Raw genomic sequence first — 26,477 nt, forward strand, 5'->3', positions numbered from 1 at the left:
TCTGGAGGAATAAACCATGACAGATATTAAGTATAAGCGTGTTATTCTCAAGCTGAGCGGTGAAGCATTAGCCGGTAAAAAGGGCTTTGGTATTAACCCACCAGTTCTGAAGGATGTTGCTAAGGAGTTAAAGGAAGTTTACGATCTCGGCGTTCAGATTGCTATTGTTGTCGGTGGTGGTAACATGTGGCGTGGAGTTACCGGAGCCGAATTAGGGATGGAACGGGCTCAAGCTGATTACATCGGTATGTTAGCGACGATTATGAATGCTCTGTCCCTGCAAGATGCGTTGGAATCTATTGGTGTTCCGACCCGTGTCCAAACATCAATTGAAATGCGGCAAATTGCAGAACCTTATATCCGCCGAAAGGCTATTCGGCACCTGGAAAAGGACCGGATCGTTATCTTTGCAGGTGGAACAGGCAGTCCATACTTCTCAACTGATACGACAGCTGCACTAAGAGCTGCGGAAATTAATGCGGATGCTATCTTGATGGGGAAGAATGGTGTGGATGGTGTCTACTCTGCTGACCCTAACAAGGATCCTAAAGCCGTTAAGTTTGATCATTTAACACACATGGACTTAATTGAAAAGAACTTACACGTGATGGATACCACGGCTAGTTCTTTGTCGATGGACAACCACATTCCATTGGTTGTGTTTAACCTCAATACACCAGGTAATATCATGAAAGTAGTTACTGGCCAGAATGTTGGTACTACTATCAAAGGAGACTAAATATGGCTACAGGAAAACAAATCTTAGATGAAGCTAAAACCAAGATGAAAAAGTCAGGTGAAGCTCTTCAACGAACTTTAGCTGATATTCGTGCTGGTCGTGCTAACGCAAGTTTACTGAATTCTGTTAAAGTTGATTACTACGGTGCGCCAACACCGCTTAACCAAGTGGCTTCAATTACTATTCCCGAAGCACGTCAATTATTAGTTACCCCATTCGATGAAAGTTCTTTGGATAACATTGAAAAGGGAATTTATGCTGCTAACTTGGGATTAACTCCCCAAAACGACGGTAGCGCTATTCGAATTGTTATTCCACAATTAACGGAGGACCGGCGAAAGGAATTAGTTAAGGAAGTTAAAGCTGAATTGGAAAAGGCTAAAGTTGCCGTCCGGAATGTTCGTCGTGAAGCAATGGACGACTTGAAGAAGGGTAACAAGTCTGGTGACTTTAACGATGATGAGTTCCACAATTTGGAAAAGAAGGTTCAAGATGAAACCGACAATGGAATTAAGAACCTTGAACAAATTGCTGCTGGTAAGGAAAAAGAATTAATGGCTAACTAAGCTATCAAAAAGAGGTTGGGATTTTACCCAACCTCTTTTATTTTTAACCGGTACATTCTTTTCTGGCTTGGCTTTTTTGGGGAATACATTTATAATTAATGGGTAGTTTTGCGGAAATAAATAAGACAATTTGGAGGAAACGAGATTGTTTTCCAAAAAAGCAGATTTATCAAATAATCCTAAACTAGATACAGAACGAATTCCGGCTCATATTGCGATCATTATGGATGGTAATGGCCGTTGGGCACAAGCGCGTCACTTACCACGGGTGGCTGGTCATAAGCAAGGAATGCAAACAGTGAAGACCGTCACAATGGCGGCGAGTGATTTAGGGGTTAAGGTGTTAACCCTTTATGCTTTTTCAACAGAAAATTGGAAACGACCTAATGATGAGGTTAGTTACCTTATGCAACTACCCATTCGATTCTTTAAAACGTTTGTACCAGACCTCGTGGCACACAATGTTCGCGTCATGGTTATGGGAGACATTTCTCGCTTACCAGGAGCTACTCAACAAGCGGTTAAAGATGCAATTACCGATACCAGTAAATGTACGGGGATGATCCTCAACTTTGCCCTCAACTACGGTAGCAGGGATGAAATTGTTCGTGCAGTCAAATCCATTGCGACTGAAGTTCAAACTGGGCAACTCAGTCCTAACAATATTACTGAACAAACAGTCAGTGATCACCTAATGTCCAGTCCATTAGGTTCACTTGCTGATCCGGACTTGTTGATCCGGACTAGTGGCGAAGAACGGATTAGTAACTTTCTTTTATGGCAAATTGCTTATAGCGAATTTGTTTTTACAGATACTTATTGGCCGGACTTCGATGGTCAAGCTTTGCAAAAAGCAATTATTGAATTTCAAGGACGCCATCGCCGTTTCGGTGGCTTAAAAAATAATTAGTGGGGAGCGAACCATATTGAAAACACGAATAATTACTGCCATTATTGCTTTAGCTATTTTCATTCCTTTGATTGTGTATGGTCAGTGGCCATTAACAATCGCTGCTTTAGCATTGGGCGTTGTGGCAATTGCTGAAATTCTGATTATGAAGAAGATGTTTTTAATTTCTTTTGAGGCAGTTGTTAGTTACTTAGGTGTGATGCTCCTGATTTTGCCAGACCAGTGGTTGGATTGGTTGCCAAGTGCAACTACGCGGTGGTCGGCTTTCTATTTCTTAGTATTACTTTTACTGTTACATACCGTAATTCGTCGACAACGTTTTACGTTTGATGATGCTGGTGTATTAACACTGGGGATGCTTTACGTGGGATTAGGCTTCCACTACTTCATTGCTGCTCGCGCAATCAACTTCGAAACGTTATTATATGGAATGTTAGTTGTGTGGATTACTGATAGTGGTGCTTACCTGATTGGTCGTAAGCTTGGTAAGAATAAGTTAGCACCGAAGATCAGTCCTAATAAAACGTGGGAAGGATCTATCGGGGGAACAGTTTCAGCAACGATTATTATGGCAATCTACCTTTACTTCATTCCAGTGGGTGGCCATTATGTCACAATGGTGATCTTAACGTTACTCTTGTCAGTTGTCGGTCAGTTTGGTGACTTGATTGAGTCATCACTCAAGCGTTTTTATGGTGTTAAGGATTCTGGCAAAATTCTGCCGGGCCATGGTGGCATTTTAGATCGTTTTGACAGTATGTTGCTAGTAATGCCAGTGATGCATTTCTTAGGCATTATCTAACCTGAAAGAAGAAGTGGTTTTGTGATAATAACAATCATCACATTTATAATCGTTTTTGGTGTTTTAGTATTGGTTCATGAGTATGGCCACTACTTTTTTGCTAAACGAGCTGGGATCCTTGTCCGGGAATTTTCAATTGGTATGGGCCCCAAAATTTGGTGGCGTCAATCAGGTGGTACCACTTATACCATTCGTATTTTGCCACTCGGTGGCTATGTCCGCTTAGCAGGGGCTGATGACGAAGATGAAAATGAAATGCGGCCTGGGACACCGGTGACGATCCAGCTTAATGACAAAGACGAGGTTGTAAAAATCAATGCGAGTCAAAAAACAGGGCTATTTCATGGGATCCCTCTCCGAATGGTTGATAATGATTTGACTGATGGCTTGTGGATCAAAGGGTACATCAATGGTGACGAAGATCAGCTGGTCACCTATAATGTTGACCATGATGCATTAATTACTGAACGTGACGGCACCGTTGTTCAGATTGCTCCCAAAGATGTCCAATTTAATTCTGCAAGCTTACCAGCAAGAATGATGACTAATTTTGCGGGACCAATGAATAACTTTATTTTATCGTTAGTGGTCTTCATCATTCTGGGATTTACGCTTAGTGGAGGCGTTCCAACCAATAGCAATGTGATTGGTAACGTTAATCACCACTCAGTAGCTGCGCAAGCAGGGCTAGTAGCTGGTGATCGTGTGACGAAGGTTGGTCATAGTCAAATTAATAATTGGGCAGATTTGTCGACTGCGATTTCAGCTCGACCAGGTCAAAAAACGGCTTTCACTTATAAACGAAATGGTAGGATCCATACGACGACTATCCAGCCAAAAGCAGTTAAAGTTAATGGTCAAAAGGTTGGCCAAATCGGTATTCTGGAGCAAACTAGCACAAGCTTTACCGACCGAATTAACTTTGGTTGGCAACGCTTTATTCAATCAGGAACCTTGATTTTTGGTGTTCTTGGGCATATGTTTACTCATGGATTTAGTCTTAATGATTTAGGTGGACCAGTTGCAATTTATGCTGGAACTTCAGAGGCTACATCTCTAGGAGTGAATGGTGTATTGAACTTCCTAGCATTACTTTCCATTAACCTCGGGATTGTCAACTTATTGCCAATTCCCGCTCTTGATGGTGGAAAATTATTGTTAAACATCATCGAGGCAATTATTCGGCGGCCGATTCCAGAGCGTGCCGAGGGGATTGTGACTATGATCGGTTTCTTACTATTAATGATATTAATGATTTTGGTCACTTGGAACGATATTGAAAGATACTTTATTAGGTAGAGAAGGGGAAAAAAGAGAAATGAAACAATCAATGATGTTAATCCCAACTAAAAAAGAGGCACCTAGTGATGCTGAAGCGCTGAGTCATAAAATGATGATTCGAGCTGGGTATATTTACCAAGTTTCTGCTGGTGTTTGGTCATACTTACCACTAGCTTACCGGGTTATTCGCAAGGTTGAGAGTATTATCCGTGATGAAATGGCTAAAGCTGGTGCCGTTGAAATGATGATGCCTGCCTTGCTTCCAGCGGACCTTTGGCGTGAATCTGGTCGGTATGAAACTTATGGTGATAACTTATTTAAACTTAAGGATCGTCGTGACCGTGATTTTATCTTGGGACCTACACATGAAGAAACCTTTACTTCCGTTATTCGTGATAGCATTAAATCCTACAAGAAGTTACCATTAGTTGTATACCAGTTACAGGACAAATTCCGTGATGAAGATCGTCCACGGTACGGGATTCTTCGTGGTAAGGAATTTGAAATGCTGGATGGCTACTCTTTTTCCGCTAACCAAGCTGGGTTAGACAAGTCGTATGATCTTCAAGCACAAGCTTACCGGAATATCTTTGACCGTATTGGAATCAATTACAAAGTTATTTTGGCTGATTCTGGAACAATGGGTGGTAAAAATTCACAGGAATTCTCTGCCCCAGCCAAAATCGGTGAAGACATTATTGCTTATACCGACGGTGGTTATGCAGCTAACATTGAAAAAGCCACTAGTAAGTTCACTGGCAAGCAACAAACTGCTGAACCGGCAAAACTTCAAAAGAAACCTACCCCAGGTGCTCATTCGGTTGACGAGGCGGCGGAGAGTTTAGGAATGGATGCTGATCAAATCCTGAAGTCAATGCTTTTTGTTGCACGGACTGGTGAAGATGAAGAGCCAGTAATGGTTCTAATGCGTGGTAATGATGAGGTTAACGAAGCCAAAGTGACTGATGCTTTAGGTTGCGATGATCTTGAACTGGCTGATGAAGAAGTTGCCGTTAAGTACCTAGGTGCCCATCCTGGTTCACTTGGACCAGTTGGTGTCGGTGACAATGTAAAGATCTTGGCAGACAATTACGTTAAGGTTTTAGTTAACATGGCCTGTGGTGCTAACGATGATGGTCATCACTACATTAATGCCAATATTGACCGGGACTTCCGGGTTGACCAATTTGGTGATTTTCGGAATGTTAAGGAAGGCGAGATCGCACCTGATGGTCATCCGTTGAAATTTACGCCTGGCATTGAAATTGGACATATCTTCAAATTAGGTACCCATTATTCAGCAAAACTTGGCGCTAAGGTTTTAGATGAAAATGGTCGTCAAGTTGATGTCATTATGGGGTGCTATGGTATCGGTGTAACTCGTTTACTGTCAGCCGTTGCCGAGCAAACAGCTGATGAAAATGGCCTTGTTTGGCCGGACAGCATTGCACCATTTGATGTTCATGTGATTCCTGTTAATGTTAAGAAGGATGAACAAGTGAAGATGGCTAATGAACTGGACGAAGCATTAACTGATGCTGGCTATGAAGTCCTTGTTGATGATCGGAAAGAACGTGCTGGCGTTAAGTTTGCCGACTCAGACTTAATTGGGATTCCAATTCGAGTTACTGTTGGTAAGAAGGCTGGCGATGGTATTGTTGAAATTAAAATTCGTAAGACTGGCAAAACCATTGAAGTTAAGCAGGAAGAAGTTGTCGACACAGTCAAAATCTTGCTTAAGCAGTTGGCAGATCAAAATCAAAACTAGTATTCGTTAAATGTAAATGTGGCTGCAGCTTGCAAGTTGCACCACATTTTTATTAGGAGGTTTAGTCGACAGTGGGTTTATCTCAACAAGAATTATTTACTAAACTACTCGAACAAATTCATTTTCCGGAAAAAGACAATCCGGCTTTTAAAGACGGACGAATTCGGTCGCTTGTTGTGCATAAAGCTTCGCGTCAGTGGGAGTTCCACTTACTGTTCCGCCATCCACTCCCGTTTGATCTTTTTCAAAGCTTTCAAAATGCATTACGGATTGGTTTCAAAGATATTGCAGGAGTTCAGGTTAAGATCAATAGTCCAGAAACTGATCTTGATCAGTCGTTGATTGATGACTACTGGCGTTATGTCATTCAGCAAGTTGCACCAGACTCACCGATGACCCAGCAAGTATGCACGCAAACTGCGCCAGAAGTTCAAGATGGTCGGGTTACTTTGGTAATTGAGAATGAACTGATGCGGGACTTTTTGGTTAAAAAGAGTATGGCGCAAATTGAAGAAGCGTATGTGAATCTGGGATTTCCGCATTTTCGCATTCACCCATTTGTGGACCAGTCTGCTTCTGAGGCAAAAATTAAGGAATTGCGTGCTAAGCACGAAGAGGCCGATGCTAAGTTGGCTGCTAAAGCTATGGAGCAAATTAAGAAAAATAGTGCTGCCAAAAAGCAACGGCAAAAGCAAAAAGTGGCTGCCAGTGCAGAGGGCCCTGCTCAATTAGGTCGTGTCATTAATGACTCCCAGGAAGTTGTCCAGATGAAGGACATTCACGAAGAAGAGCGGTCTGTTGTTGTTGAAGGTTACGTTTTTAGTACGGAAGTTCGAGAATTACGGTCTGGCCGGCAATTATTGACCTTTGAAATTACGGACTATACTTCTTCTTTCGCGGTTAAGAAGTTTTCTCGTAATGAGGCTGATGAGGCTCAATTCGCTAACATCAAGGAAGGAATGTGGCTAAAAGTCCGAGGACCGGTGCAAGAGGATACTTGGATGCATGACCTGGTTATTAATGCTTATGATATCAACGAAGTTAGTCATCAAGAACGTCAGGACCAGGCTCCGGCTGATGATAAGCGAATTGAATTACATACCCATAGTGAAATGAGTCAAATGGATGCCACTAATTCCATTACTGAACTGGCTACTCAGGCTCACAAATGGGGTCAACCGGCGATTGCCATTACTGACCATGCTGATGTGCAAGCCTTTCCAGAGGCTTTTAAAGCTGCTTCTAAGCTGGGGATTAAGATGATTTACGGTGTAGAAGCCAACGTTGTCGATGATGGTATTCCTTTAGTCTATAACGAAAATCATGCTGTTCTATTGGATAACACCTATGTTGTCTTTGATGTGGAAACGACAGGTTTGTCAGCAATTTACGATAAAGTGATTGAACTATCAGCTGTCAAAATGAAAGACGGTGAAGTTCTGGAACGGTTTGATGAATTCATTGATCCGGGCTTCCCGTTGTCTGAGCAGACAACTAACCTCACCAGTATTACCGATGAGATGGTTCATGGTTCAAAGTCTGAAGAAGAAGTATTTAAGATGTTTAAAGACTTTTGTGATGGCTGTATCATTGCTGGGCATAACGTGTCCTTCGATATGGGCTTTATGAACACCGGATATCGTCGCCATAATATGAGTGAAATTACGGAACCAGTTATTGATACGTTACCATTAGCGCGATTCCTCTATCCACATATGCGTGGATACCGGTTAAACACCTTAAGTAAGAAGTTCAAAGTGGCACTAGAACATCACCACCGGGCTAACTATGATGCCGAAGCTACCGGACATTTGTTATACAAATTTTTGAAGGATGCCGAAAAACGGTATGATATTCGTTACGTTGACGATCTGAATAAGCACATGACTGATAATGATGCTTATCGTCATGCCCGGCCATTCCACGTCACAATCCTAACGCGGACCCAAGCTGGGTTGAAGAACCTCTTTAAGCTTGTTTCTTTATCAAATGTTACTTACTTTGCTCGGGTACCACGGATTCCGCGTTCTGTCCTGACCAAATATCGGGCAGGTTTATTACTTGGAACTGCCTGTTCATCAGGTGAAGTGTTTACCGCAATGATGGAAAAGGGGTATACCGAAGCTAAGCGCAAGGCCCAATACTATGACTTTATTGAAGTGCAACCGAAGCCAAACTATGCACCACTACTGGAGCAAAAGGTGATTGCTGATGATGAGCACCTCGAAGATATTTTGAAAAATATGGTCAAATTAGGACAAGAAATGGACAAGCCCGTTGTGGCAACTGGGGATGTCCACTACATTGATCCGCATGATGCCATTTATCGGCAAATCCTGATTAATTCTCAGGGAGGGGCTAACCCGCTTAACCGCACACACCGTCCCGATGTTCATTTCCGAACTACTGACGAGATGCTTCAAGAATTTAGTTTCTTAGGTGAGGATACTGCTCATCAAATAGTGGTCACGAATACCCATAAAGTTGCGGATCTAATTGATGATGATATTCGGCCTGTTAAGGATAAGCTTTACACTCCTCATATGAAGGGAGCTGAGCAGGAAATCCAAGACCGAACTTGGCACACCGCGAAGGCTTGGTATGGAGATCCATTGCCAAAGCTGGTGCGTGACCGTGTTGAGTTGGAATTAAATAGTATCGTTAAGAATGGATTCTCGGTCATTTACTTAATTGCCCAACGGCTGGTAGCAAAATCAAATAAAGATGGTTACTTAGTTGGATCACGGGGATCTGTTGGTTCTTCAGTGGTTGCTACTTTATCTGGAATTACTGAAGTCAACCCATTGCCACCTCATTATCGGTGCCCAAAGTGTCAATATTGCCACTTCTACACTAAGGGTGAATACAGTTCAGGATTTGACTTGCCAGAACGTCGGTGCCCCAAGTGTGGGACATTGATGGTTAAGGATGGCCACGATATTCCGTTCCAGACTTTCTTAGGATTCAAGGGAAATAAAGTTCCTGATATTGATTTAAACTTTTCAGGAGACTACCAACCAATTGCTCATAACTACATGAAAGTTTTGTTCGGTGAAAAGAACGTTTTCCGGGCTGGAACAATTGGTACGGTTGCTGATAAGACTGCCTACGGTTACGTGAAAGCCTTTGAACGAGATACGGATCAGCAATTCCGCGGTGCAGAGGAAGATCGACTGGCTCATGGTGCAACTGGTGTTAAACGGACGACCGGTCAGCACCCGGCAGGAATCATCATTGTGCCTGATGATATGGATATTTACGACTTTACGCCTGTTCAATATCCGGCTGATGATCAAAATGCTGCCTGGGAAACCACTCACTTTGATTTCCACTCGATTCACGATAATATTCTGAAAATGGATATTTTGGGTCATGATGATCCAACGATGATTCGTGCCCTGCAAGATCTTTCGGGGGTTAATCCAAAAACAATTCCGATGAATGACCCGGGGGTAATGTCCTTATTCTCTAGCCCTAAAGCACTGGGCGTTACTGAGGAACAAATTCAATCTAAGACCGGGACACTCGGTCTCCCAGAATTTGGGACCCGGTTTGTACGGGGGATGTTAAACGACACCCACCCAAAGAACTATTCACAACTACTCCAGATTTCTGGCTTATCCCACGGAACTGGTGTGTGGTTGGATAACGCTCAGGAGTTAATTAAAGAGGGCACTGCCACGATTGCCAACGTGATTGGTTGTCGGGACAACATCATGACTGACTTAATTCACTATGGACTGGATTCGGAAACTTCTTTCCAAGTTATGGAATCGGTGCGGCACGGTCGCGGAATTCCTGAGGATTGGCAGAAGAAAATGCGAGATGCTAATGTTCCGCAATGGTACATGGATTCTTGCTTGAAGATCAAGTATATGTTCCCACGAGCACACGCGGCTGCTTATGTCCTGATGGCGCTTCGGATTGCCTACTTCAAAGTTTACTTCCCATTGGTTTATTACTGTGCCTTTTTCTCTGTACGGGCAGATGACTTTGATATTGTAGCGATGGCACACGGGAAAGACGCCGTTAAGCAGCGGATGAAGCAGATCAATGATGAAGGAAATGATGCCAGCGCGAAGGAGAAGAGTTTATTAACAATTCTTGAATTAGCAAATGAAATGCTAGAACGCGGCTACAAATTTAAGATGGTTGACCTGCAGCGCTCGGATGCTTCTAATTGGCTGATTGATGGTGATTCATTAATTGCACCATTTAGAGCTGTGCCTGGATTAGGGCTGAACGTCGCTAAACAGATCGTTGCTGCACGGGAAGAAAAACCATTCTTATCCAAGGAAGACTTAGCTGAACGGGGAAAGGTATCTCAAACACTGATTGAGTTCTTAACGGAAAATCATGTGTTAGATGATCTTCCTGATGAAAATCAACTTAGTCTGTTTTAGAAGTGGTGAACGACAAGCCGATGCTTGCTAAAAGCTACTTAGGATGATAAAATAATAAATGTTAAATAACTCGTGGTGGAGTGAGCAGCAATGCTCACTCTTTTTATTGCAATTAGTGGAGGTGAAATCATGAGTACCAACGAGATTATTGATACAGTTAATTCGTTAGTTGAACCAATCTTGGATAAACATAACTTTTACCTCTTTGATATTGAGTTTGTAAAGGAAGGCCATTCTTGGTATCTCCGTGTTTACATTGATAAGGACGGCGGTATTACATTGAATGACTGTGCACTAGTCAGCGATGAATTAAGTGAAGCGCTAGATAGTGCTGAACCAGATCCGATTCCCCAAGCTTATTTCTTGGAAGTTTCTTCACCAGGTGCAGAACGTCCTTTGAAGAATGAACGTGACTATAAGAGTGCAGTTAATCGCTACATTCATGTGTCGCTTTATGAACAAATTAATGGAAAAAAGTGGTATGAAGGCACATTAACCAATCTGACGCCAGATGAATTAACCCTTGATTACTTGGATAAAACACGGCATCGTCAAATCACAATTGATCGGCAAAAGATTGCTAAGGCCCGGTTTGCCATTGACTTTAGCAAAATGTAAAGGAGTGTATCCACGGTGAGCAAAAAGAAAACGAATACTGAAATGATTGCTGCTCTTAACTACTTAGAAAAGGAAAAGGGCATTAAAAAGGAAGTTGTTATTGAAGCTTTAGAGCAAGCTTTGGAGTCTGCATATAAGCAGAATTATGGTGAAAAGAACGTTGAAGTCGACTTTGACGAACAAACTGGTAATATTAAGGTGTACGCAGTAAAAACGCTGACTGATGATCCTGCATTGGTTGAAGATGACGCCAATGAATACATGAGTTTGGCTGAAGCACGAAAGTTGCCTCATGGTCAAGGTTATGATGCCGGGGATGAAATTCGGGAAGAAGTTACTCCGCGCGACTTTGGTCGAATCGCTGCCCAAACTGCTAAACAAGTTGTAATGCAACGGTTACGTGAAGAAGAACGCAAAATTATTTACGACAAGTACAAGACCTATGAAAATGAAATCATCACTGGTGAAGTTTCACGGGAAGACAAACGCTTCACGTGGGTTGATCTTGGTGATGGCGTAGAAGGAGCTATGGGCTTCCGTGACAAGATGCCAAATGAGCACTACCACATTCATGACCGCATTCAGGTTTATGTTTCCAAGGTTAATGATGACCGTCACGGTCCACAAATCTTTGTTTCTCGGACTGCGCCAGAACTGTTAAAACGGTTGTTTGAACGTGAAGTTCCTGAAATCAAGGATGGAACAGTACTCATTGAAAATATTGCCCGTGAAGCCGGCGATCGTGCGAAGGTTGCTGTTTACTCCAATGATCCAAACGTTGATCCAGTCGGGACTTGCGTTGGTCCACGGGGTTCACGTGTGCAAGCAATTGTTAATGAACTAGACGGCGAGAATATGGACATTGTGGAATACGTTAAGGATCCGGCAGAATTTATCGCTAATGCTTTGAATCCTGCGGAAGTATTAGACGTTATTTTCAATGATCCTGGTGAACCAACTGTTGATGAAGAAACTGGCGAAACCATTGAACCAGAGCGTTCCGCAACCGTAGTTGTTCCTGATAATCAACTTTCCTTAGCCATTGGTAAGCGCGGTCAAAACGCCCGCCTTGCTGCTCGTTTGACCAAGTACAAGATTGATATTAAGTCAGAATCAGAAATGGAAGATCTGGATAATTCAGTCGATGATGACGCTACTGATACTTCAGATGATGAAGTTGAAAACACGAGTGAAGATTAATAATTAGCAACGGGGTGAAAAGATGAAAAAGAGAAAAGTACCGATGCGAAAAGACATCGTCACTGGCGAAATGATGCCAAAGCGGCAATTAATTCGAGTTGTTAAAAATAAGGAAGGTGAAGTATCCATTGACCCAACTGGTAAAAAGTCAGGTCGTGGTGCTTACATCGCCGTTGATGTAGAAATTGCTAAACGAGCAAAGGCCGAAAAGACCTTTGAAAAAGCATTTCACGTTAAATTGGATGATTCATTTTATGATGAACTGATTCAATACACTGACCACCTTCAAGCACGTCAAGCATTATTTGGTAATGATCAAAAATAAACGCCAAACGATGAACCTTTTGGGGATAGCCAGACGTGCCCAAAAAGTTGTTAGTGGGGAAGCAACCGTATTAAAAGCAATTCAAACTCAATCAGTCCGGTTAGTCTTTTTAGCTCAAGATGCTGGTTCAGCGACCAGCAAAAAATTCAACGATAAGTGTGCATACTATAATGTGCCGTTAAATCAGTCGTTTACAAAGTTGGAGTTAAGTCAGGCGATCGGGCAATCAAGAACAGTTATTGGAATTACCCAATCTGGATTTGCAAGAAAGTTTGAGGAATTATTAGCAATGGATTAAGGAGAGTGAACACATGGCCAAAGAACGAATTTATGAACTGGCAAAAGAATTAAAGATGCCAAGTAAAGACCTGGTTAAAGTGGCCAACCAACAAGGGATGCAGATTAAGAGTCACATGTCATCTGTAACCCCTGAACAAGCACAAAAACTGCGTCAAGTTGCGAAGGGTAACAATGGCCAGTCAAAAAAAGCTGGTAAAGAACCAGTCAAAGGCCAACAACACGGTCAAAAGAATGAGGGCCACCGCAAGAATCAGCAAAAACGTGATGGTAAAAAGACTGCTAAAGTGCAACGTGATGAACACAAGCATGAGCAACGCCATAACAATGACAATGCTAAAAAAACTGTTCAAAACGACAATCACCAAAAGCAAGGCCACAAGCAACATGGTAACCAGCAACGGAATAACCAGAACCATAATGGCCGTTTTGGTGGCAGCTTAAATAATAACGATCATAACGGTCGTAACCGTTTCAACAAGAAAAATAAGAAGCGGAATAAGAAGCACAACAAGGGTAATAATCGCTTGCGTGAAGTCAAGCAAAAGCAGCCAACTCAACGAAAAGACCGGCCGTTACCAGAGGTGTTAGAGTACACTGAAGGAATGAATGCGCAAGATTTAGGTAAGATTTTGCACCGTTCACCGGCTGAAATTATTAAGAAGCTCTTTATGCTTGGGGTCATGATTAATCAAAACCAATCCCTTGATAAGGACACAATTGAGTTATTGGCCACTGATTACGGTATCGATGCTAAGGAAAAGGTTGAAGTCGATGTTTCAGATATCGATAAGATGTTTGAAGACGAAGAAAAGAACACCGACCACCTCGTTTCGCGGCCACCAGTCGTTACAGTTATGGGTCACGTTGACCATGGTAAGACGACCCTGCTGGACAAACTTCGTCACTCCCACATCACTGAGCATGAAGCTGGTGGGATTACTCAGGAAATTGGTGCTTACCAGGTTCACTACAAAGACAATTTGATTACCTTCTTGGATACTCCAGGACACGCTGCCTTTACTGAAATGCGTGCACGGGGTGCTAACATTACTGATATTACGGTCTTAGTTGTCGCGGCTGATGATGGTGTTATGCCACAAACAGTTGAAGCCATTCACCATGCTCAAGCAGCAAAGACACCAATCATTGTTGCTGTTAACAAGATTGATAAGCCAGGTGCTAACCCTGAACGAGTGGTTGAAGAACTGGCTAAGTATAACTTAATTCCTGAAGACTGGGGTGGCGATACCATCTTTGTCAACATTTCTGCTAAGTTCGGTAAGAATATTGACGAATTATTGGATATGATCCAATTGCAGGCTGAAATGATGGAATTGAAGGCTAACCCCGATCAAAATGGTGCTGGTTCCGTTGTTGAAGCTCGTCTGGATCAAGGAAAAGGCTCCGTTGCAACTGTCTTAGTACAACAGGGGACATTGCATGTCGGTGACCCAATCGTTGTTGGTAATACTTATGGTCGTGTTCGGACTATGACGAACGAAAATGGTCGACGGATCAAAGAAGCTACTCCATCAACACCTGTCGAAATTACGGGTCTAAATGCTGTTCCAGAAGCCGGGGATCGGTTCGTTGTCTTTGATGATGAAAAGACCGCCCGGGCTGCTGGTGAAAAGCGTGCTGAACACGCGCAAGAGGAAGAATGGAAGCGGACTTCACATGTTACCCTTGATAACTTGTTTGCAACAATGAAGGAAGGCCAAATGAAGACCTTGCCATTGATCATTAAGGCCGATGTTCAAGGGTCGGTAGAAGCCCTGAGTCAAAGCCTGCAGAAGATCAAGGTTGACGGTGTTCGGGTTGACATTATTCACCAAGCAGTTGGTGCCATTAATGAATCAGATGTCACATTGGCTGAGGCATCAAATGCCGTTATTATTGGGTTTAACGTTCGGCCAACACCGTCTGCTCAATCATTAGCTGACTCCACGAACATTGACATTCGTCTGCACCGGGTTATTTACAATGCGATTGACGAAGTTGAGAAGGCAATGAAGGGGATGCTTGAACCAGTCTACAAAGAAGAAACGATTGGTCAGGTTGAAGTTCGTCAGCTTTACAAAGCTTCTAAAGTCGGTACTATCGCTGGTGGAATGGTAACTACTGGTAAAATCACTCGTGATTCGAAGGTACGCCTGGTCCGTGACGGTGTTGTTGTTTACGAAGGTGAACTGGGTAGTTTAAAGCGGTTCAAAGACGACGTTAAGGAAGTTAAGGCCGGCTTCGAATGTGGATTGACAATTGAAAACTACAATGATATCAAAGAAAAAGATGTTATTGAAGCTTATCAAATGAAAGAAGTTCCAGTTAAGTAAACTGAGGTGATATTCCATGGTTAACAAGCGTTATCGTGTTGACCGTTTAGCTGGTGAAATCCAGCGAGAGGTTGACGATATTCTCTTGAAACGGGTCCGTGACCCGCGAGTTCAAGGGGTTACGATTACGGGGGTTGATGTTACCGGTGATCTCCAACAAGCAACTATTTATTACACCATCCTGTCTGATAAAGCATCAGATGGTGAAAAGACTCAAGCAGGCTTAGATAAAGCGACTGGCTTAATTCGGAGTGAATTGGGTGCACGGTTGAATATCTTTAAGACTCCCGAGATTAAATTTGAACGAGATAAGTCGATTGCTTATGGTAGTCGGATTGACCAATTAATCAATCAACTTCATCAGCAAGAAAAGTAATAAGAAACGGGGTTATGGTGACTAAAACCACAACCCCGTTTTTATAGGAGGATTAACATGGATGGAATTATTCCTTTGTATAAAGAGCGCGGGATGACTAGCTTTGACTGTATTCGCCGTTTACGTAATCTTTTAAAAACAAAGAAAATCGGTCATTCTGGGACCCTTGATCCTTCGGTCGATGGTGTCTTACCCATTTGCGTTGGTGCCGCGACAAAAGTTGTGCCATACTTGATGGCTTCTGGAAAAGTCTACCAGGGGGAATTATTAATTGGTAAAGCTACTGAAACTGAAGACCTTGATGGGGCAGTGATTGAAACCGCAAAGGTTTCACATGCTATTACAAATACTACTATTCAAGATGCAATGAATAAATTGACTGGTCAAGTTCGGCAACAACCACCTATGTATTCAGCGGTGAAGGTTCATGGCAAGCGTTTATATGAATATGCCCGTGCCGGTGAAACTGTTGAACGACCAGTGCGGACCGTCCAAGTAGATTCATTTCAGTTATTGCGGACAAAGTTTGATGAGAAAACTCAGAGCCAGCGGGTTACTTTTCGTGTTGCCTGTGGCAAGGGAACTTATATTCGGACCCTTGTGGTTGCTTTGGCCCGCCAACTGGGTTTCCCGGGGACAATGAGTTCTCTGACGCGAATTAAGAGTGGCGGTTTTACATTAGAAGATACACTCAGCCTAGATGATGTTCAAAATGCCTTAGCCAGCCAAAGTCTGTCCAAGTTGATTTTCCCGTTGGATGCGGTTTTTAGTGATTATCCGCATGTGGTTCTTACCACTGACCAGTGGCACTATATGCAACATGGTTCCTGGTTTAAGAGTAGCGAATTGGACACTAATGCTGAAACCGTTGCATTGGTATATAATAATCAGGTTAAGGCGATTTACCATATCGATGCAGATGGACAAAATTACAAGCCTCAAACAATGCTGCGATTGAATTAGGAGGTCATCACGATGGAAGTGATTCGGCTACACTATCCCCTTAAACAAAACAAGATCCCTAATGAACCAGTTGTGTTAGCAATGGGTTTCTTTGATGGTGTTCATCGTGGTCACCAGCAGGTTATTTTGCAGGGACAAAAGGAAGCTAATAAGCGGCATTTGCCATTAGCTGTTCTTACATATGACCATGCCCCGGGGATTGTTTACCAAGAATATCCCGGTGGTTATCGCTACTTGTCATTGCTTCGTCGGAAGATGGATTTACTAACGCAATTGGGGGTTGATCGTGTATATTTGATGAGCTTTACTTCCCAATTTGCCGCACTGTCACCGCAATCTTTTGTTGATGATTTTCTGATGGCCCTTCATCCGCAAGTCGTAGTTGCCGGGTTTGATCATACTTATGGACATAAAGACGTTGCTAACATGCAAAAATTACCGGGATATGCACGCGGGCGGTTTGATGTTGTGACGGTTCCAAAGTACACAACGAAGGCTGGTCAGAAGGTCGGTTCGACTGCTATTCGGCACTTATTGGACAAAGGACAAATTGCAGAAGCCAATCAACAGTTAGGATATTATTACGTTACGACCGGTTTAGTAGTACATGGTTTAGCACGGGGTCGTACATTGGGCTTTCCGACCGCCAATATTGAGTGGCCGTGTCACCAGTGGATTCCCGCAGTGGGAGTTTATGTTGTCCAGTTAAAGATATCTGATGGTCCATGGATCGGCGGAATGGCTAGTGTTGGTTATAACATTACTTTTGGCAAAGCCCGCCACAAGACCTTAGAGATCAATTTGTTTAATTTTCATGAAATGATATACGGTGAAGCAGTCCAAGTTCGCTGGATTACTAAACTACGTGGCGAAGTAAAGTTTAATGATGCTAACGGACTTGTTGCCCAATTGAAACAAGATCAAATTGATTCGGAGAAGTGTCTTGCTCATTTACCAGTGATTGATCATCAAATTGTTAAATAAAAACAGGACCAGGATGTTTGCTTAAATAAATATCCTGGTCCTATTTTCATTTAATGACGACTGGCTCGGTAATTGCCAGATCCCTTGATTTTATGAACTTTACGTTTAAATTTAGTTCCACCATCGGAATACAATTTAAAATGACGCATCTTGGCTTCGAAGGGGCTCCCTGATAAGCGAATGCTGACCCACCGCCGCATCACATCAGCCATATTTTCCAATTGTTCTAGTTGCTTTGGGTTGCCTTCCTTAACAGCTGCATCATGAATATCATCGTTTAAGCGGTGGACTAAGTTATTATGGTAATCTAATAGCTCGCGGGTGAGTGGGGCATTGCGATACTGATTAAATAACTTTTGAATGAGCTCCATTGCTTCACGAACATTGTGTGGTTGTACGTAACGATGCTGTTTATGCTTCATGGAATAATCTCCTTGAAAATAACTTTGACATTTCTTGACTTTTAGGACACTGATTGGTATATTATACAGTGTGTTTAGCACTTGGACTATTAGAGTGCTAAAAGGAAGTGATAATAATGCTAACACAGCGTCAAAAGAAGATCCTGCAAGCGATTGTACGTCAATACACGTCAACAGGTCAACCAGTCGGCTCGAAGCACTTGGTGGAAAAATTGCCATTCAAGGTTAGCTCCGCGACTGTTCGTAACGAGATGGTTGTCTTGGAAAAGAATGGTTTGATTAATAAACAGCATTCTTCGTCAGGACGGGTGCCTTCGAAAAAGGGGTACCGCTATTACGTTGACCATCTCCTAGATCCGTCAGCAGTGACGGATAATGACCTGTTAGTCATTCAGAATTCGTTAGGGGATAACTACCAGAAGATTGATGAAATTGTTTCTCATTCAGCTGATATTCTTTCCAACTTGACTTCATACACTGCCTTTGCACTAAAGCCTGAGCAGGCAGATGTGCGACTTAGTGGATTCCGTTTGGTTCCATTAGGAGACCAAAAAGTCATCGCGATCCTCGTGACTGATTCTGGTAATGTGGAGAGTCAATCGTTCACACTTCCACGGAATGTTGATACTGAGGCAATTGAGTCAGTTGTTCGGCTGATTAATGACCAGTTAGTTGGTCATGAGTTGTCTGAGGTTGTAAAGCGGCTCAATACCGATATTCCGATTAAGGTTACGCACTATCTGGAAAGCCCCGAAGGATTCCTGGATATCTTTGACAGTGTCCTGAAGAATGCTGCCCGGGATCGTTTCTATGTTGGCGGTCGGTTAAACCTGTTGGGCTTTTCTGATCACCAGGATCCACATGACCTGCAAACAATTTACCGTTTATTGGATCAAAGTGATAGTTTATCACATCTGTTAGATGCAGATTCCAAGCCTGACGGTGGTGTTCATGTCCGGATAGGTAACGAAATTGCGGATAATCAAGTATTGGATGATTATAGTTTAATCACTGCTACTTATGACGTTGATCAATATGGTAAGGGCATCATTGCGGTGCTCGGTCCAACGAGGATGCCATATTCGCGGACGATTGGGATTGTTAATGCCTTTCGTCAGGAGTTAGCAAAACGATTGTTAGGTTATTATCGTCATTTTTATGATTCATAGGAGGCGAAGATAGTGGCTAAGAAGGAAGATGCAAAGTCTGCTGACTCACAAAAGCAACAAACTAGTCAAGCAAAGCAAACGACGGGGCACCAAAAGGCTACTGCCAAGAAAGCAAAGGCACCATCAAAAGAAGAGCAACTTCAAAAACAGGTGGCTGACTTGCAAAAAAAGCTTGATGACAAAGATGACCAGTACTTGCGGGCAGAAGCAGAAATTCAAAATATGACAACACGTTTTAATAAAGAACGTGCTCAAATTTTGAAATATGATGGACAAGATTTAGCAAAGTCCATCTTACCAGTGTTAGACAATCTTAAGCGAGCCCTCCAGATCAAAGTGACCGATGATAACGGCAAACAATTGATGAAGGGAATTCAAATGACCCATGATCACTTAGTGGCAGCATTGAAGGATCATGGCATTACTGAGATTGAGGCTGAAGGTAAACCCTTTGATCCGAACCTTCACCAGGCAGTTCAGACTGTTCCGGTGCAGGGTGATCAAAAGCCAGATACAGTTGCAAAGGTGTTGCAAGCTGGTTATCAGCTAAAAGATCGTGTTTTACGGCCATCAATGGTTGTTGTGACACAATAAATTAGATATCAAATTATAAAGAGGGAAGAAAACATGGCAAGTAACAAAATTATTGGTATTGATTTAGGTACTACTAACTCAGCGGTTGCCGTAATGGAAGGTAAGGAACCAAAGATTATTACCAATCCAGAAGGTAGTCGGACAACTCCATCTGTTGTTGCATTTAAGAATGGTGAAACTCAAGTTGGTGAAGTTGCTAAGCGGCAAGCTATTACCAATCCAAACACTATTTCATCAATTAAGAGTCACATGGGTGAAGCCGGATACACTGTTGAAGTTGATGGTAAAAAGTACACTCCACAAGAAATTTCAGCAATGATTCTTCAATACCTGAAGAAGTATGCTGAAGACTACATTGGTGATACTGTTGACAAGGCGGTTATCACTGTTCCTGCATACTTTAATGATGCTCAACGTCAAGCTACTAAGGATGCTGGTAAGATCGCTGGCCTGGATGTTAAGCGGATCATCAACGAACCAACGGCTTCATCACTGGCCTATGGTTTGGACAAGAAGGACAAGGATGAAAAGATCCTGGTTTACGACCTTGGTGGTGGGACTTTCGATGTTTCCATCCTAGAATTAGGTGACGGGGTCTTCCAAGTTCTCTCAACTAACGGTGATACTCACCTTGGTGGGGATGACTTTGACCAAAAGATCATGGATTGGTTGATCGATGGCTTCAAACAAGAACATGGGATTGATCTGTCCAAAGATAAGATGGCATTACAACGTTTGAAGGACGCCGCAGAAAAGGCTAAGAAGGATTTGTCTGGTGTTCAAGAAGCTCAAATCAGCCTACCATTCATTGCTTCTGGTGATGAAGGCCCTCTGCACTTGGAAAAGACGTTGACGCGTGCTCAATTTAACCAACTGACTAATGACTTAGTTGAGCGGACGAAGCAACCAGTTTTGAACGCATTGAAGGATGCTGACTTATCATTCGATGACATTGATGAAGTTATTCTCAATGGTGGTTCAACTCGTATTCCTGCCGTCCAAGAAATGGTTAAGGAATTAACTGGCAAGGAACCTAACCACTCAATTAACCCAGATGAAGCGGTTGCACTTGGTGCTGCTATCCAAGGTGGGGTTCTGACCGGTGATGTTAAGGATGTTGTTTTGCTTGATGTTACGCCACTTTCTCTTGGTATCGAAACCATGGGTGGTGTCTTCACCAAGTTGATTGATCGGAACACGACGATTCCAACTTCAAAGAGTCAAATCTTCTCTACTGCCGCTGATAATCAATCTGCTGTTGATATTCACGTTCTCCAGGGTGAACGTCCAATGGCAGCTGATAATAAGACATTAGGGAACTTCCAACTGACTGACATTCCTGCTGCTCCTCGTGGTGTGCCTCAAATTAAGGTTACCTTCGATATCGACAAGAACGGGATTGTTAACGTTTCCGCTAAGGATATGGGAACTGGTAAGGAACAAAAGATCGTTATCAAGTCTAACTCCGGTTTGTCCGACGCCGAAATTGAACGGATGAAGAAGGATGCCGAAGAACATGCCGAAGCCGACAAGAAGAAGAAGGCTGAAGTTGACTTGAAGAACGAAGTTGACCAAGAACTCTTCCAAGTTGACAAGACTTTGAAGGAAGTTAAGGGCAAGGTTCCTGAAGAAGATATCAAGAAGGCTGAAGATGCTCGTGACGCATTGAAGAAGGCTAAAGAAAGTGGCAACCTTGATGATATGAAGGCCAAGAAGGATGCTTTGAACAAGGTTATTCAGGACCTGAGTGTCAAGCTTTACCAAAAGGCTCAAGGTGCTCAAGGTGCTCAAGGCGGTCAAGCCGGTGCAGCTGGTAACAACAATGCTGGTGGCAACAACGACAACAATGGTAATTCCGGCAATGATGGTAATACTGTTGATGGCGACTTCAAAGATGTTACCCCAGATGATAAGAAGTAAACTAGCGCGCATACAGGTTAGAGATTAATAAGTAAAAGCCTGTGACAAGTGATGTCATAGGCTTTTCTTATCAACTAGCGTGTTATTAGTTATAATGTCGCGTTCTATTCTTGAACATCAAAATATGTTATAACTAAACAAGAATTTATTTATGGGGGATCCATATGGCAGAAGAAAGTTATTACGACATTCTAGGAGTTTCCAAAGACGCTTCTGATAGTGATATTAATCATGCTTACCGGCGTTTAGCAGCCAAGTACCACCCTGATGTCAACCATGCACCAGGTGCAGAAGAGAAGTTTAAGAAGATTAATGAAGCTTACGAAGTTTTGCACGACAAGCAAAAGCGTGCTCAATATGATCAATTTGGCTCTGCTGGTCCACAGGGTTCAGGTGGTCAAGGCTTTGGCGGATTTGGTCAGGGTCAAGGCTTCTCACAAGGTTTTGGTGCGGGTGGCTTTGACGACATCTTCAGTCAGTTCTTTGGCGGCGGTCAACGTCGTCAGGCTGATCCAACAGCTCCACGTCAAGGTCGTGACCTTCAATACACCATGACTTTGAAATTTATGGACGCTATTTTTGGTAAGACGACAACCATTAAGTATGACCGTGATGCTGAATGTAAAACCTGTCACGGCACAGGAGCTAAGCCTGGCAAAGCACCAGTTACTTGTTCACGTTGTGGTGGCCGGGGGTTTATCACCTCTGTTCGGCAAACACCGTTGGGGAACATTCAAACCCAAACAACTTGTCCAGAATGTAATGGCTCTGGTAAGATCCTCAAGCCAGAAGACCGGTGCACGACCTGCCACGGATCCGGTCATATTCACGAAAAGCATGAACTGGAAGTTAAGATTCCTGCTGGTGTTGATGATGGGCAACAAATGCGTCTTCAACACCAAGGGGATGCAGGTGCTAATGGTGGCCCCGCTGGTGACCTTTACATCATCTTCCGCGTTACGCCGAGCCGTGAATTCCGTCGTGATGGCTCCACAATTTATGTCGATCAAGACATTTCATTTGCTCAAGCTGCTCTTGGTGATCAAGTCAAGGTTAAGACGGTTCATGGTGACGTTGACTTGAAGATTCCAGCCGGCACACAGTCTGAAACGAACTTCCGGTTGCGGGGCAAGGGTGTTCCACACTTGAACGGTAGCGGTAATGGTGATGAACATGTGACTGTTCATGTTCGGACACCAAAGAGCCTTAATAAACGGCAACGGGAAGCTATGATGGCCTTTGCCGCAGCTTCCGGTGAGGATGTCAAGGGTGTTAAAAAGTCCGTCTTGGATAAACTCCGTGATGCCTTTGAAGATAAATAAACCGAGTTTGTACACTTCAATTTAGTACTAATAATTGATGACCTCTAGCGTTAGCATTTCTGCGACGCTAGGGGTCATTTTGGTGGCTAATTAGGGATTCCCTTTTCCATCGGTGAGGGGTCTTTGGTATACTAGACGTAGTATTTTGGTAGAAAGTAGTGAGTAGATAACAATGACAATGAGTTTAGACGAAATGAAAGAACGTCAAAAACATATCCGTAACTTTTCCATTGTCGCTCATATTGACCATGGTAAGTCGACACTGGCTGACCGGATCCTTGAAATGACGGATACGATTAGTAAGCGGGAGATGAAAAACCAAGTCTTAGATGATATGCCCCTGGAACGAGAACGGGGAATTACTATTAAGTTGAATGCGGTTGCTTTGACCTACCATGCCAAGGATGGGCAGGATTACATTTTCCACTTAATTGATACCCCAGGTCATGTGGACTTTTCATATGAAGTTTCACGTTCACTTGCTGCTTGTGAAGGCGCTTTGCTTGTCGTCGATGCTTCACAAGGGGTCGAAGCTCAGACGCTGGCCAATACCTACCTGGCACTTGATAATGATTTGGAGATTCTGCCAGTGATCAATAAAATTGATTTGCCATCGGCTGATCCGGAAGGTACTAAGAAGCAGATTGAAGATGAGATTGGTCTCGATACTGAAGATGCCGTGGATGTGAGTGCGAAGACAGGGCTAGGGGTAGATAAGGTCCTCGAACGCATCGTTAAGGATGTCCCAGCACCAACTGGTGACTTAACTGCCCCTCTCAAAGCATTGATCTTTGATTCAAAGTACGATGATTACCGAGGGGTTGTGCTCAGTGTGCGGGTTTTTGAGGGAACCGTGAAAAAGGGTGACCACATTCGCCTGATGAACTCCGGCACCGAATATGAAGTGGCTGAAGTTGGGATCAACTCACCAAAACCATTGGCGCGGGACGTCTTGATGGCCGGGGATGTTGGTTATATCACTGCCAGCATCAAGGACATTAAGGATACGCGGGTCGGTGATACGGTCACTAATGCTGATCACCCAACCGGTAAGCCACTGGAAGGTTACCGTCAAATGACCCCAATGGTTTATGCAGGGCTTTATCCCACCGATAATGCCAAGTTCAATGACTTACGGGATGCCCTGGAAAAATTACAGTTGAATGATGCGGCGTTGACATTTGAACCGGAATCGTCACAAGCATTAGGGTTCGGTTTTCGTTGTGGATTCCTCGGCCTTTTGCACATGGATGTTGTTCAAGAGCGGTTAGAGCGAGAATTTAACCTGGACTTGATTACGACAGCGCCATCGGTTACTTATCATGTTGACCTTCATGATGGCAGTGTCAAGGACGTTGAAAACCCAGCCGAAATGCCTGATGCATCATCTATTAAGGACATTAAAGAACCATTCGTTAAGGCCTCTATCATGGTGCCAAATGATTACGTGGGGCCAGTGATGGAATTATGCCAGCGGAAACGTGGCCAGTTCGACACAATGGAATACTTAAGTGACACACGGGTGAACGTGATTTACCATATTCCGTTGTCTGAAATTATTTTTGACTTTTTTGATAAACTGAAGTCATCGACGCGTGGTTATGCCTCCCTGGACTACGAAATTGATGACTACCGGCCAAGTGACCTCGTCAAGATCGATATTTTACTGAATGGTGACAAGGTCGATGCCCTCAGTTTCATTGCCCACCGTGATTTTGCGGCGGAGCGTGCGCGGGATATCACTTCTAAACTGAAAAAGATTATTCCGCGACAAAACTTTGAAATTCCTATTCAGGCCGCCATTGGTTCGAAGATTATTTCTCGGACCAACATTAAGGCTTACCGGAAGGATGTTACTGCGCGGATCCACACTGGGGACCCTGATCGGCGTGCTAAGCTACTGGAGAAGCAGAAGCGTGGTAAAAAACGGATGAAAGCCGTTGGTAAGGTTGATATTCCCCAAGAAGCCTTCATGGCCGTTTTGAAGACTGACGAAGAAGTCGACGATAAATAAGCGTTGATATTACAGCATTCTCGCCATTCTGTTTAACAAAACTAGGGCGATTCATTGAGTAGTTTTCCCTGAATAACAAATTTGATCACTTTCCTAGTAAATGGGAAAGTGATTTTTTATGCTCTTATAAAGCATAATTAGCACAAAATTAGAAAATCATTATAAATTTGTTATTGACAAAAAATAAGCAAGATGATATATTTACAAATGTACTCAAGAAAACGAAAAAGAAGGTGAACTCATGTTACAAACTTATTCAATGTGTTGTTGTCAATCAATTATGAATAGCGGACATACTGACATGGGTTCAGTTGGCCGTTCTTTTGGGATTGATTGATCGTACCCAGTAGAACGACATCTTCTATCAAAAATGATAGGGCAACGGATCATGTTAGTGATTCGTTGCCCTTTTTGTGTACTTAGAAATGGAGGAGTGGAGTAAATATGGTATTAGATAGACAAGAAGTTTTGGCCGCATTACATAACCAAACCCCTAAGCATGTGCCGGTATCTTTCTGGCGGCACTTTGCTGACAATGAATTTACAGACGCGGCCGTAAAACCAGCAGTGGTTCAAACAAATTTGAAGGGTCACCAGGATTACTATGATAAGGTTCACGTTGACTTTGCAAAAACGATGTTGGACGGCTACTTCCCATATCCTTTCCGCGGTGTGGACAACCCATTAGATCCGGATCAATTGGTTAACTTGCAACCATTGACTACTGATGATCCATGGATTACCGGTCAAGTTGAATTGGCCCGCCAGCAACAAGTTATTGTTGGTGATCGTCCGGTGTTCATCACGATGTTTTCGCCATTAATTTTATTCAAATGGGCACTGTTTGAACACTACATTGAACCGTTGACAACTGGTGACCATCGCTTTGCTGACCTTTACGAAAAACATCCTCAGGTCGTCGTTGCGGTGCTTAAACAAATGGCTGCGGACTTGAAAACGCTTGTCACGGTTTTGATGGCCAATACTAAGATTGATGGAATCTACTACAGTACCCAGTCCATTCAAGATTCACGAGTTAATAATCATCACTTTTTCGAACAAGTAATGGAGCCAATCGATATGGAAGTGCAAACCGCTATTAATGCCGTTTCACCACTGAACATCCTTCATATCTGTGGCTTTGATGGGGCGACAAACGAATTATCCTGGTTCAAGGATTATTCCTTGCAGGTTATTAACTGGGCAACAGGGGTTGATCACTATACCTTAGCTGAAGGGAAGAAGCTTTTTAATGACCGTCCTGTCCTTGGTGGCTTTGATAATAGTGTTAAAGGCCTTCTGTATACTGGAACAAAACAACAGATTCAAGATGAGGTCCACCGCCTCATTAGTGAAGTTGGGAAGAAAGGAGTTCTGCTTGGTGCTGACTGCACGGTACCACGTGATATTTCATACCAGCGCCTTAATTGGGCCATTGAGGCTGCTCATCAAATCTAAGAAGGGGTTA

Annotated in this window: 21 protein-coding genes and 2 pseudogenes; 22 read left to right on the forward strand and 1 reads right to left on the reverse strand. The window is 43.1% G+C overall.

Features of this window, described 5'->3' with window-relative positions; all coding sequences use genetic code 11:
- Nucleotides 1-16 precede the first annotated feature (16 nt).
- From pyrH to ribF, 16 genes and pseudogenes are all read left to right on the forward strand, one after another.
- Nucleotides 17-739: a UMP kinase gene (gene pyrH, locus FD27_RS04795; protein ID WP_057750352.1), complete on the forward strand. Its 723-nt coding sequence runs from the start codon at nt 17-19 to the stop codon at nt 737-739.
- A 2-nt stretch (nt 740-741) separates the two neighbouring features.
- On the forward strand, nt 742-1,305 hold the full coding sequence (gene frr, locus FD27_RS04800) for a ribosome recycling factor (RefSeq protein WP_057750356.1): 564 nt from the start codon (nt 742-744) through the stop codon (nt 1,303-1,305).
- Nucleotides 1,306-1,450: 145 nt separating this feature from the next.
- A complete protein-coding gene (locus FD27_RS04805; RefSeq protein WP_057750359.1) occupies nt 1,451-2,215 on the forward strand; it encodes an isoprenyl transferase in 765 nt (254 codons plus the stop codon).
- 16 nt (nt 2,216-2,231) lie between these two features.
- The gene (locus FD27_RS04810; RefSeq protein WP_057750361.1) at nt 2,232-3,017 is read left to right on the forward strand and encodes a phosphatidate cytidylyltransferase; all 786 of its coding nucleotides are present in this window, start codon (nt 2,232-2,234) and stop codon (nt 3,015-3,017) included.
- Between the two features lie 21 nt (nt 3,018-3,038).
- Entirely contained in the window at nt 3,039-4,316 is a 1,278-nt protein-coding gene (gene rseP / locus FD27_RS04815) for an RIP metalloprotease RseP (protein WP_057750364.1), read from the forward strand.
- A gap of 19 nt (nt 4,317-4,335) precedes the next feature.
- Entirely contained in the window at nt 4,336-6,066 is a 1,731-nt protein-coding gene (locus FD27_RS04820) for a proline--tRNA ligase (protein ID WP_057750368.1), read from the forward strand.
- A 71-nt stretch (nt 6,067-6,137) separates the two neighbouring features.
- On the forward strand, nt 6,138-10,469 hold the full coding sequence (locus FD27_RS04825) for a PolC-type DNA polymerase III (protein ID WP_057750372.1): 4,332 nt from the start codon (nt 6,138-6,140) through the stop codon (nt 10,467-10,469).
- A 129-nt stretch (nt 10,470-10,598) separates the two neighbouring features.
- Complete coding sequence (rimP, locus tag FD27_RS04830; RefSeq protein ID WP_057752021.1) at nt 10,599-11,087, forward strand: ribosome maturation factor RimP; 489 nt, start codon at nt 10,599-10,601, stop codon at nt 11,085-11,087.
- Nucleotides 11,088-11,102: 15 nt separating this feature from the next.
- Nucleotides 11,103-12,287, forward strand: coding sequence for a transcription termination factor NusA (nusA, locus tag FD27_RS04835; protein WP_057750376.1), 1,185 nt, complete (start codon nt 11,103-11,105; stop codon nt 12,285-12,287).
- Between the two features lie 22 nt (nt 12,288-12,309).
- Nucleotides 12,310-12,612, forward strand: coding sequence for an RNase P modulator RnpM (rnpM, locus tag FD27_RS04840; RefSeq protein ID WP_057750379.1), 303 nt, complete (start codon nt 12,310-12,312; stop codon nt 12,610-12,612).
- On the forward strand, nt 12,599-12,910 hold the full coding sequence (locus tag FD27_RS04845) for a YlxQ-related RNA-binding protein (RefSeq protein WP_057750381.1): 312 nt from the start codon (nt 12,599-12,601) through the stop codon (nt 12,908-12,910). Before rnpM ends, FD27_RS04845 begins: the two co-directional genes overlap by 14 nt.
- Before the next feature lie 13 nt (nt 12,911-12,923).
- Nucleotides 12,924-13,161, forward strand: a pseudogene (locus FD27_RS09060) (translation initiation factor IF-2 N-terminal domain-containing protein); the annotation flags it as partial.
- 152 nt (nt 13,162-13,313) lie between these two features.
- Nucleotides 13,314-15,245: pseudogene (gene infB, locus FD27_RS04850) on the forward strand (translation initiation factor IF-2); the annotation flags it as partial.
- Nucleotides 15,246-15,261: 16 nt separating this feature from the next.
- Nucleotides 15,262-15,621, forward strand: coding sequence for a 30S ribosome-binding factor RbfA (gene rbfA / locus FD27_RS04855; RefSeq protein ID WP_057750387.1), 360 nt, complete (start codon nt 15,262-15,264; stop codon nt 15,619-15,621).
- A 57-nt stretch (nt 15,622-15,678) separates the two neighbouring features.
- Nucleotides 15,679-16,584, forward strand: coding sequence for a tRNA pseudouridine(55) synthase TruB (truB, locus tag FD27_RS04860; protein ID WP_057750390.1), 906 nt, complete (start codon nt 15,679-15,681; stop codon nt 16,582-16,584).
- A 12-nt stretch (nt 16,585-16,596) separates the two neighbouring features.
- Entirely contained in the window at nt 16,597-17,568 is a 972-nt protein-coding gene (gene ribF / locus FD27_RS04865) for a riboflavin biosynthesis protein RibF (RefSeq protein WP_057750393.1), read from the forward strand.
- Nucleotides 17,569-17,618: 50 nt separating this feature from the next.
- Here ribF and FD27_RS04870 read toward each other — a convergent pair whose 3' ends face one another.
- Nucleotides 17,619-17,990 carry a hypothetical protein gene (locus FD27_RS04870; RefSeq protein WP_057750396.1) on the reverse strand — a complete coding sequence of 124 codons (372 nt, stop codon included), beginning with the start codon at nt 17,988-17,990 and terminating at the stop codon, nt 17,619-17,621.
- Nucleotides 17,991-18,106: 116 nt separating this feature from the next.
- On the opposite strand from FD27_RS04870, the gene hrcA reads away from it, so the two are divergent.
- The 6 genes from hrcA (at nt 18,107) to FD27_RS04900 (ending at nt 26,467) form a co-directional block, all read left to right on the forward strand.
- Complete coding sequence (gene hrcA / locus FD27_RS04875; protein ID WP_057750399.1) at nt 18,107-19,159, forward strand: heat-inducible transcriptional repressor HrcA; 1,053 nt, start codon at nt 18,107-18,109, stop codon at nt 19,157-19,159.
- Nucleotides 19,160-19,171: 12 nt separating this feature from the next.
- Nucleotides 19,172-19,753, forward strand: coding sequence for a nucleotide exchange factor GrpE (gene grpE / locus FD27_RS04880; RefSeq protein ID WP_057750402.1), 582 nt, complete (start codon nt 19,172-19,174; stop codon nt 19,751-19,753).
- Between the two features lie 33 nt (nt 19,754-19,786).
- The gene (dnaK, locus tag FD27_RS04885; protein ID WP_057750405.1) at nt 19,787-21,673 is read left to right on the forward strand and encodes a molecular chaperone DnaK; all 1,887 of its coding nucleotides are present in this window, start codon (nt 19,787-19,789) and stop codon (nt 21,671-21,673) included.
- 164 nt (nt 21,674-21,837) lie between these two features.
- On the forward strand, nt 21,838-22,995 hold the full coding sequence (gene dnaJ, locus FD27_RS04890; RefSeq protein WP_057750407.1) for a molecular chaperone DnaJ: 1,158 nt from the start codon (nt 21,838-21,840) through the stop codon (nt 22,993-22,995).
- A gap of 178 nt (nt 22,996-23,173) precedes the next feature.
- A complete protein-coding gene (gene lepA / locus FD27_RS04895; RefSeq protein ID WP_057752024.1) occupies nt 23,174-25,009 on the forward strand; it encodes a translation elongation factor 4 in 1,836 nt (611 codons plus the stop codon).
- A 444-nt stretch (nt 25,010-25,453) separates the two neighbouring features.
- Nucleotides 25,454-26,467: a uroporphyrinogen decarboxylase family protein gene (locus FD27_RS04900; RefSeq protein WP_057750410.1), complete on the forward strand. Its 1,014-nt coding sequence runs from the start codon at nt 25,454-25,456 to the stop codon at nt 26,465-26,467.
- Nucleotides 26,468-26,477: the final 10 nt, after the last annotated feature.

Source organism: Limosilactobacillus frumenti DSM 13145, from assembly GCF_001436045.1.
Lineage (GTDB): Bacteria > Bacillota > Bacilli > Lactobacillales > Lactobacillaceae > Limosilactobacillus > Limosilactobacillus frumenti.

Excerpts from the sequence above, each read along its gene's own strand:
- pyrH (WP_057750352.1), top strand. The coding sequence starts at position 17 with ATGACAGATATTAAGTATAAGCGTGTTATTCTCAAGCTGAGCGGTGAA.
- frr (WP_057750356.1), top strand. The coding sequence starts at position 742 with ATGGCTACAGGAAAACAAATCTTAGATGAAGCTAAAACCAAGATGAAA.
- FD27_RS04820 (WP_057750368.1), top strand. The coding sequence starts at position 4,336 with ATGAAACAATCAATGATGTTAATCCCAACTAAAAAAGAGGCACCTAGT.
- rimP (WP_057752021.1), top strand. The coding sequence starts at position 10,599 with ATGAGTACCAACGAGATTATTGATACAGTTAATTCGTTAGTTGAACCA.
- rnpM (WP_057750379.1), top strand. The coding sequence starts at position 12,310 with ATGAAAAAGAGAAAAGTACCGATGCGAAAAGACATCGTCACTGGCGAA.
- FD27_RS04845 (WP_057750381.1), top strand. The coding sequence starts at position 12,599 with ATGATCAAAAATAAACGCCAAACGATGAACCTTTTGGGGATAGCCAGA.
- rbfA (WP_057750387.1), top strand. The coding sequence starts at position 15,262 with ATGGTTAACAAGCGTTATCGTGTTGACCGTTTAGCTGGTGAAATCCAG.
- truB (WP_057750390.1), top strand. The coding sequence starts at position 15,679 with ATGGATGGAATTATTCCTTTGTATAAAGAGCGCGGGATGACTAGCTTT.
- ribF (WP_057750393.1), top strand. The coding sequence starts at position 16,597 with ATGGAAGTGATTCGGCTACACTATCCCCTTAAACAAAACAAGATCCCT.
- FD27_RS04870 (WP_057750396.1), bottom strand. The coding sequence starts at position 17,990 with ATGAAGCATAAACAGCATCGTTACGTACAACCACACAATGTTCGTGAA.
- hrcA (WP_057750399.1), top strand. The coding sequence starts at position 18,107 with ATGCTAACACAGCGTCAAAAGAAGATCCTGCAAGCGATTGTACGTCAA.
- dnaK (WP_057750405.1), top strand. The coding sequence starts at position 19,787 with ATGGCAAGTAACAAAATTATTGGTATTGATTTAGGTACTACTAACTCA.
- dnaJ (WP_057750407.1), top strand. The coding sequence starts at position 21,838 with ATGGCAGAAGAAAGTTATTACGACATTCTAGGAGTTTCCAAAGACGCT.
- lepA (WP_057752024.1), top strand. The coding sequence starts at position 23,174 with ATGAGTTTAGACGAAATGAAAGAACGTCAAAAACATATCCGTAACTTT.
- FD27_RS04900 (WP_057750410.1), top strand. The coding sequence starts at position 25,454 with ATGGTATTAGATAGACAAGAAGTTTTGGCCGCATTACATAACCAAACC.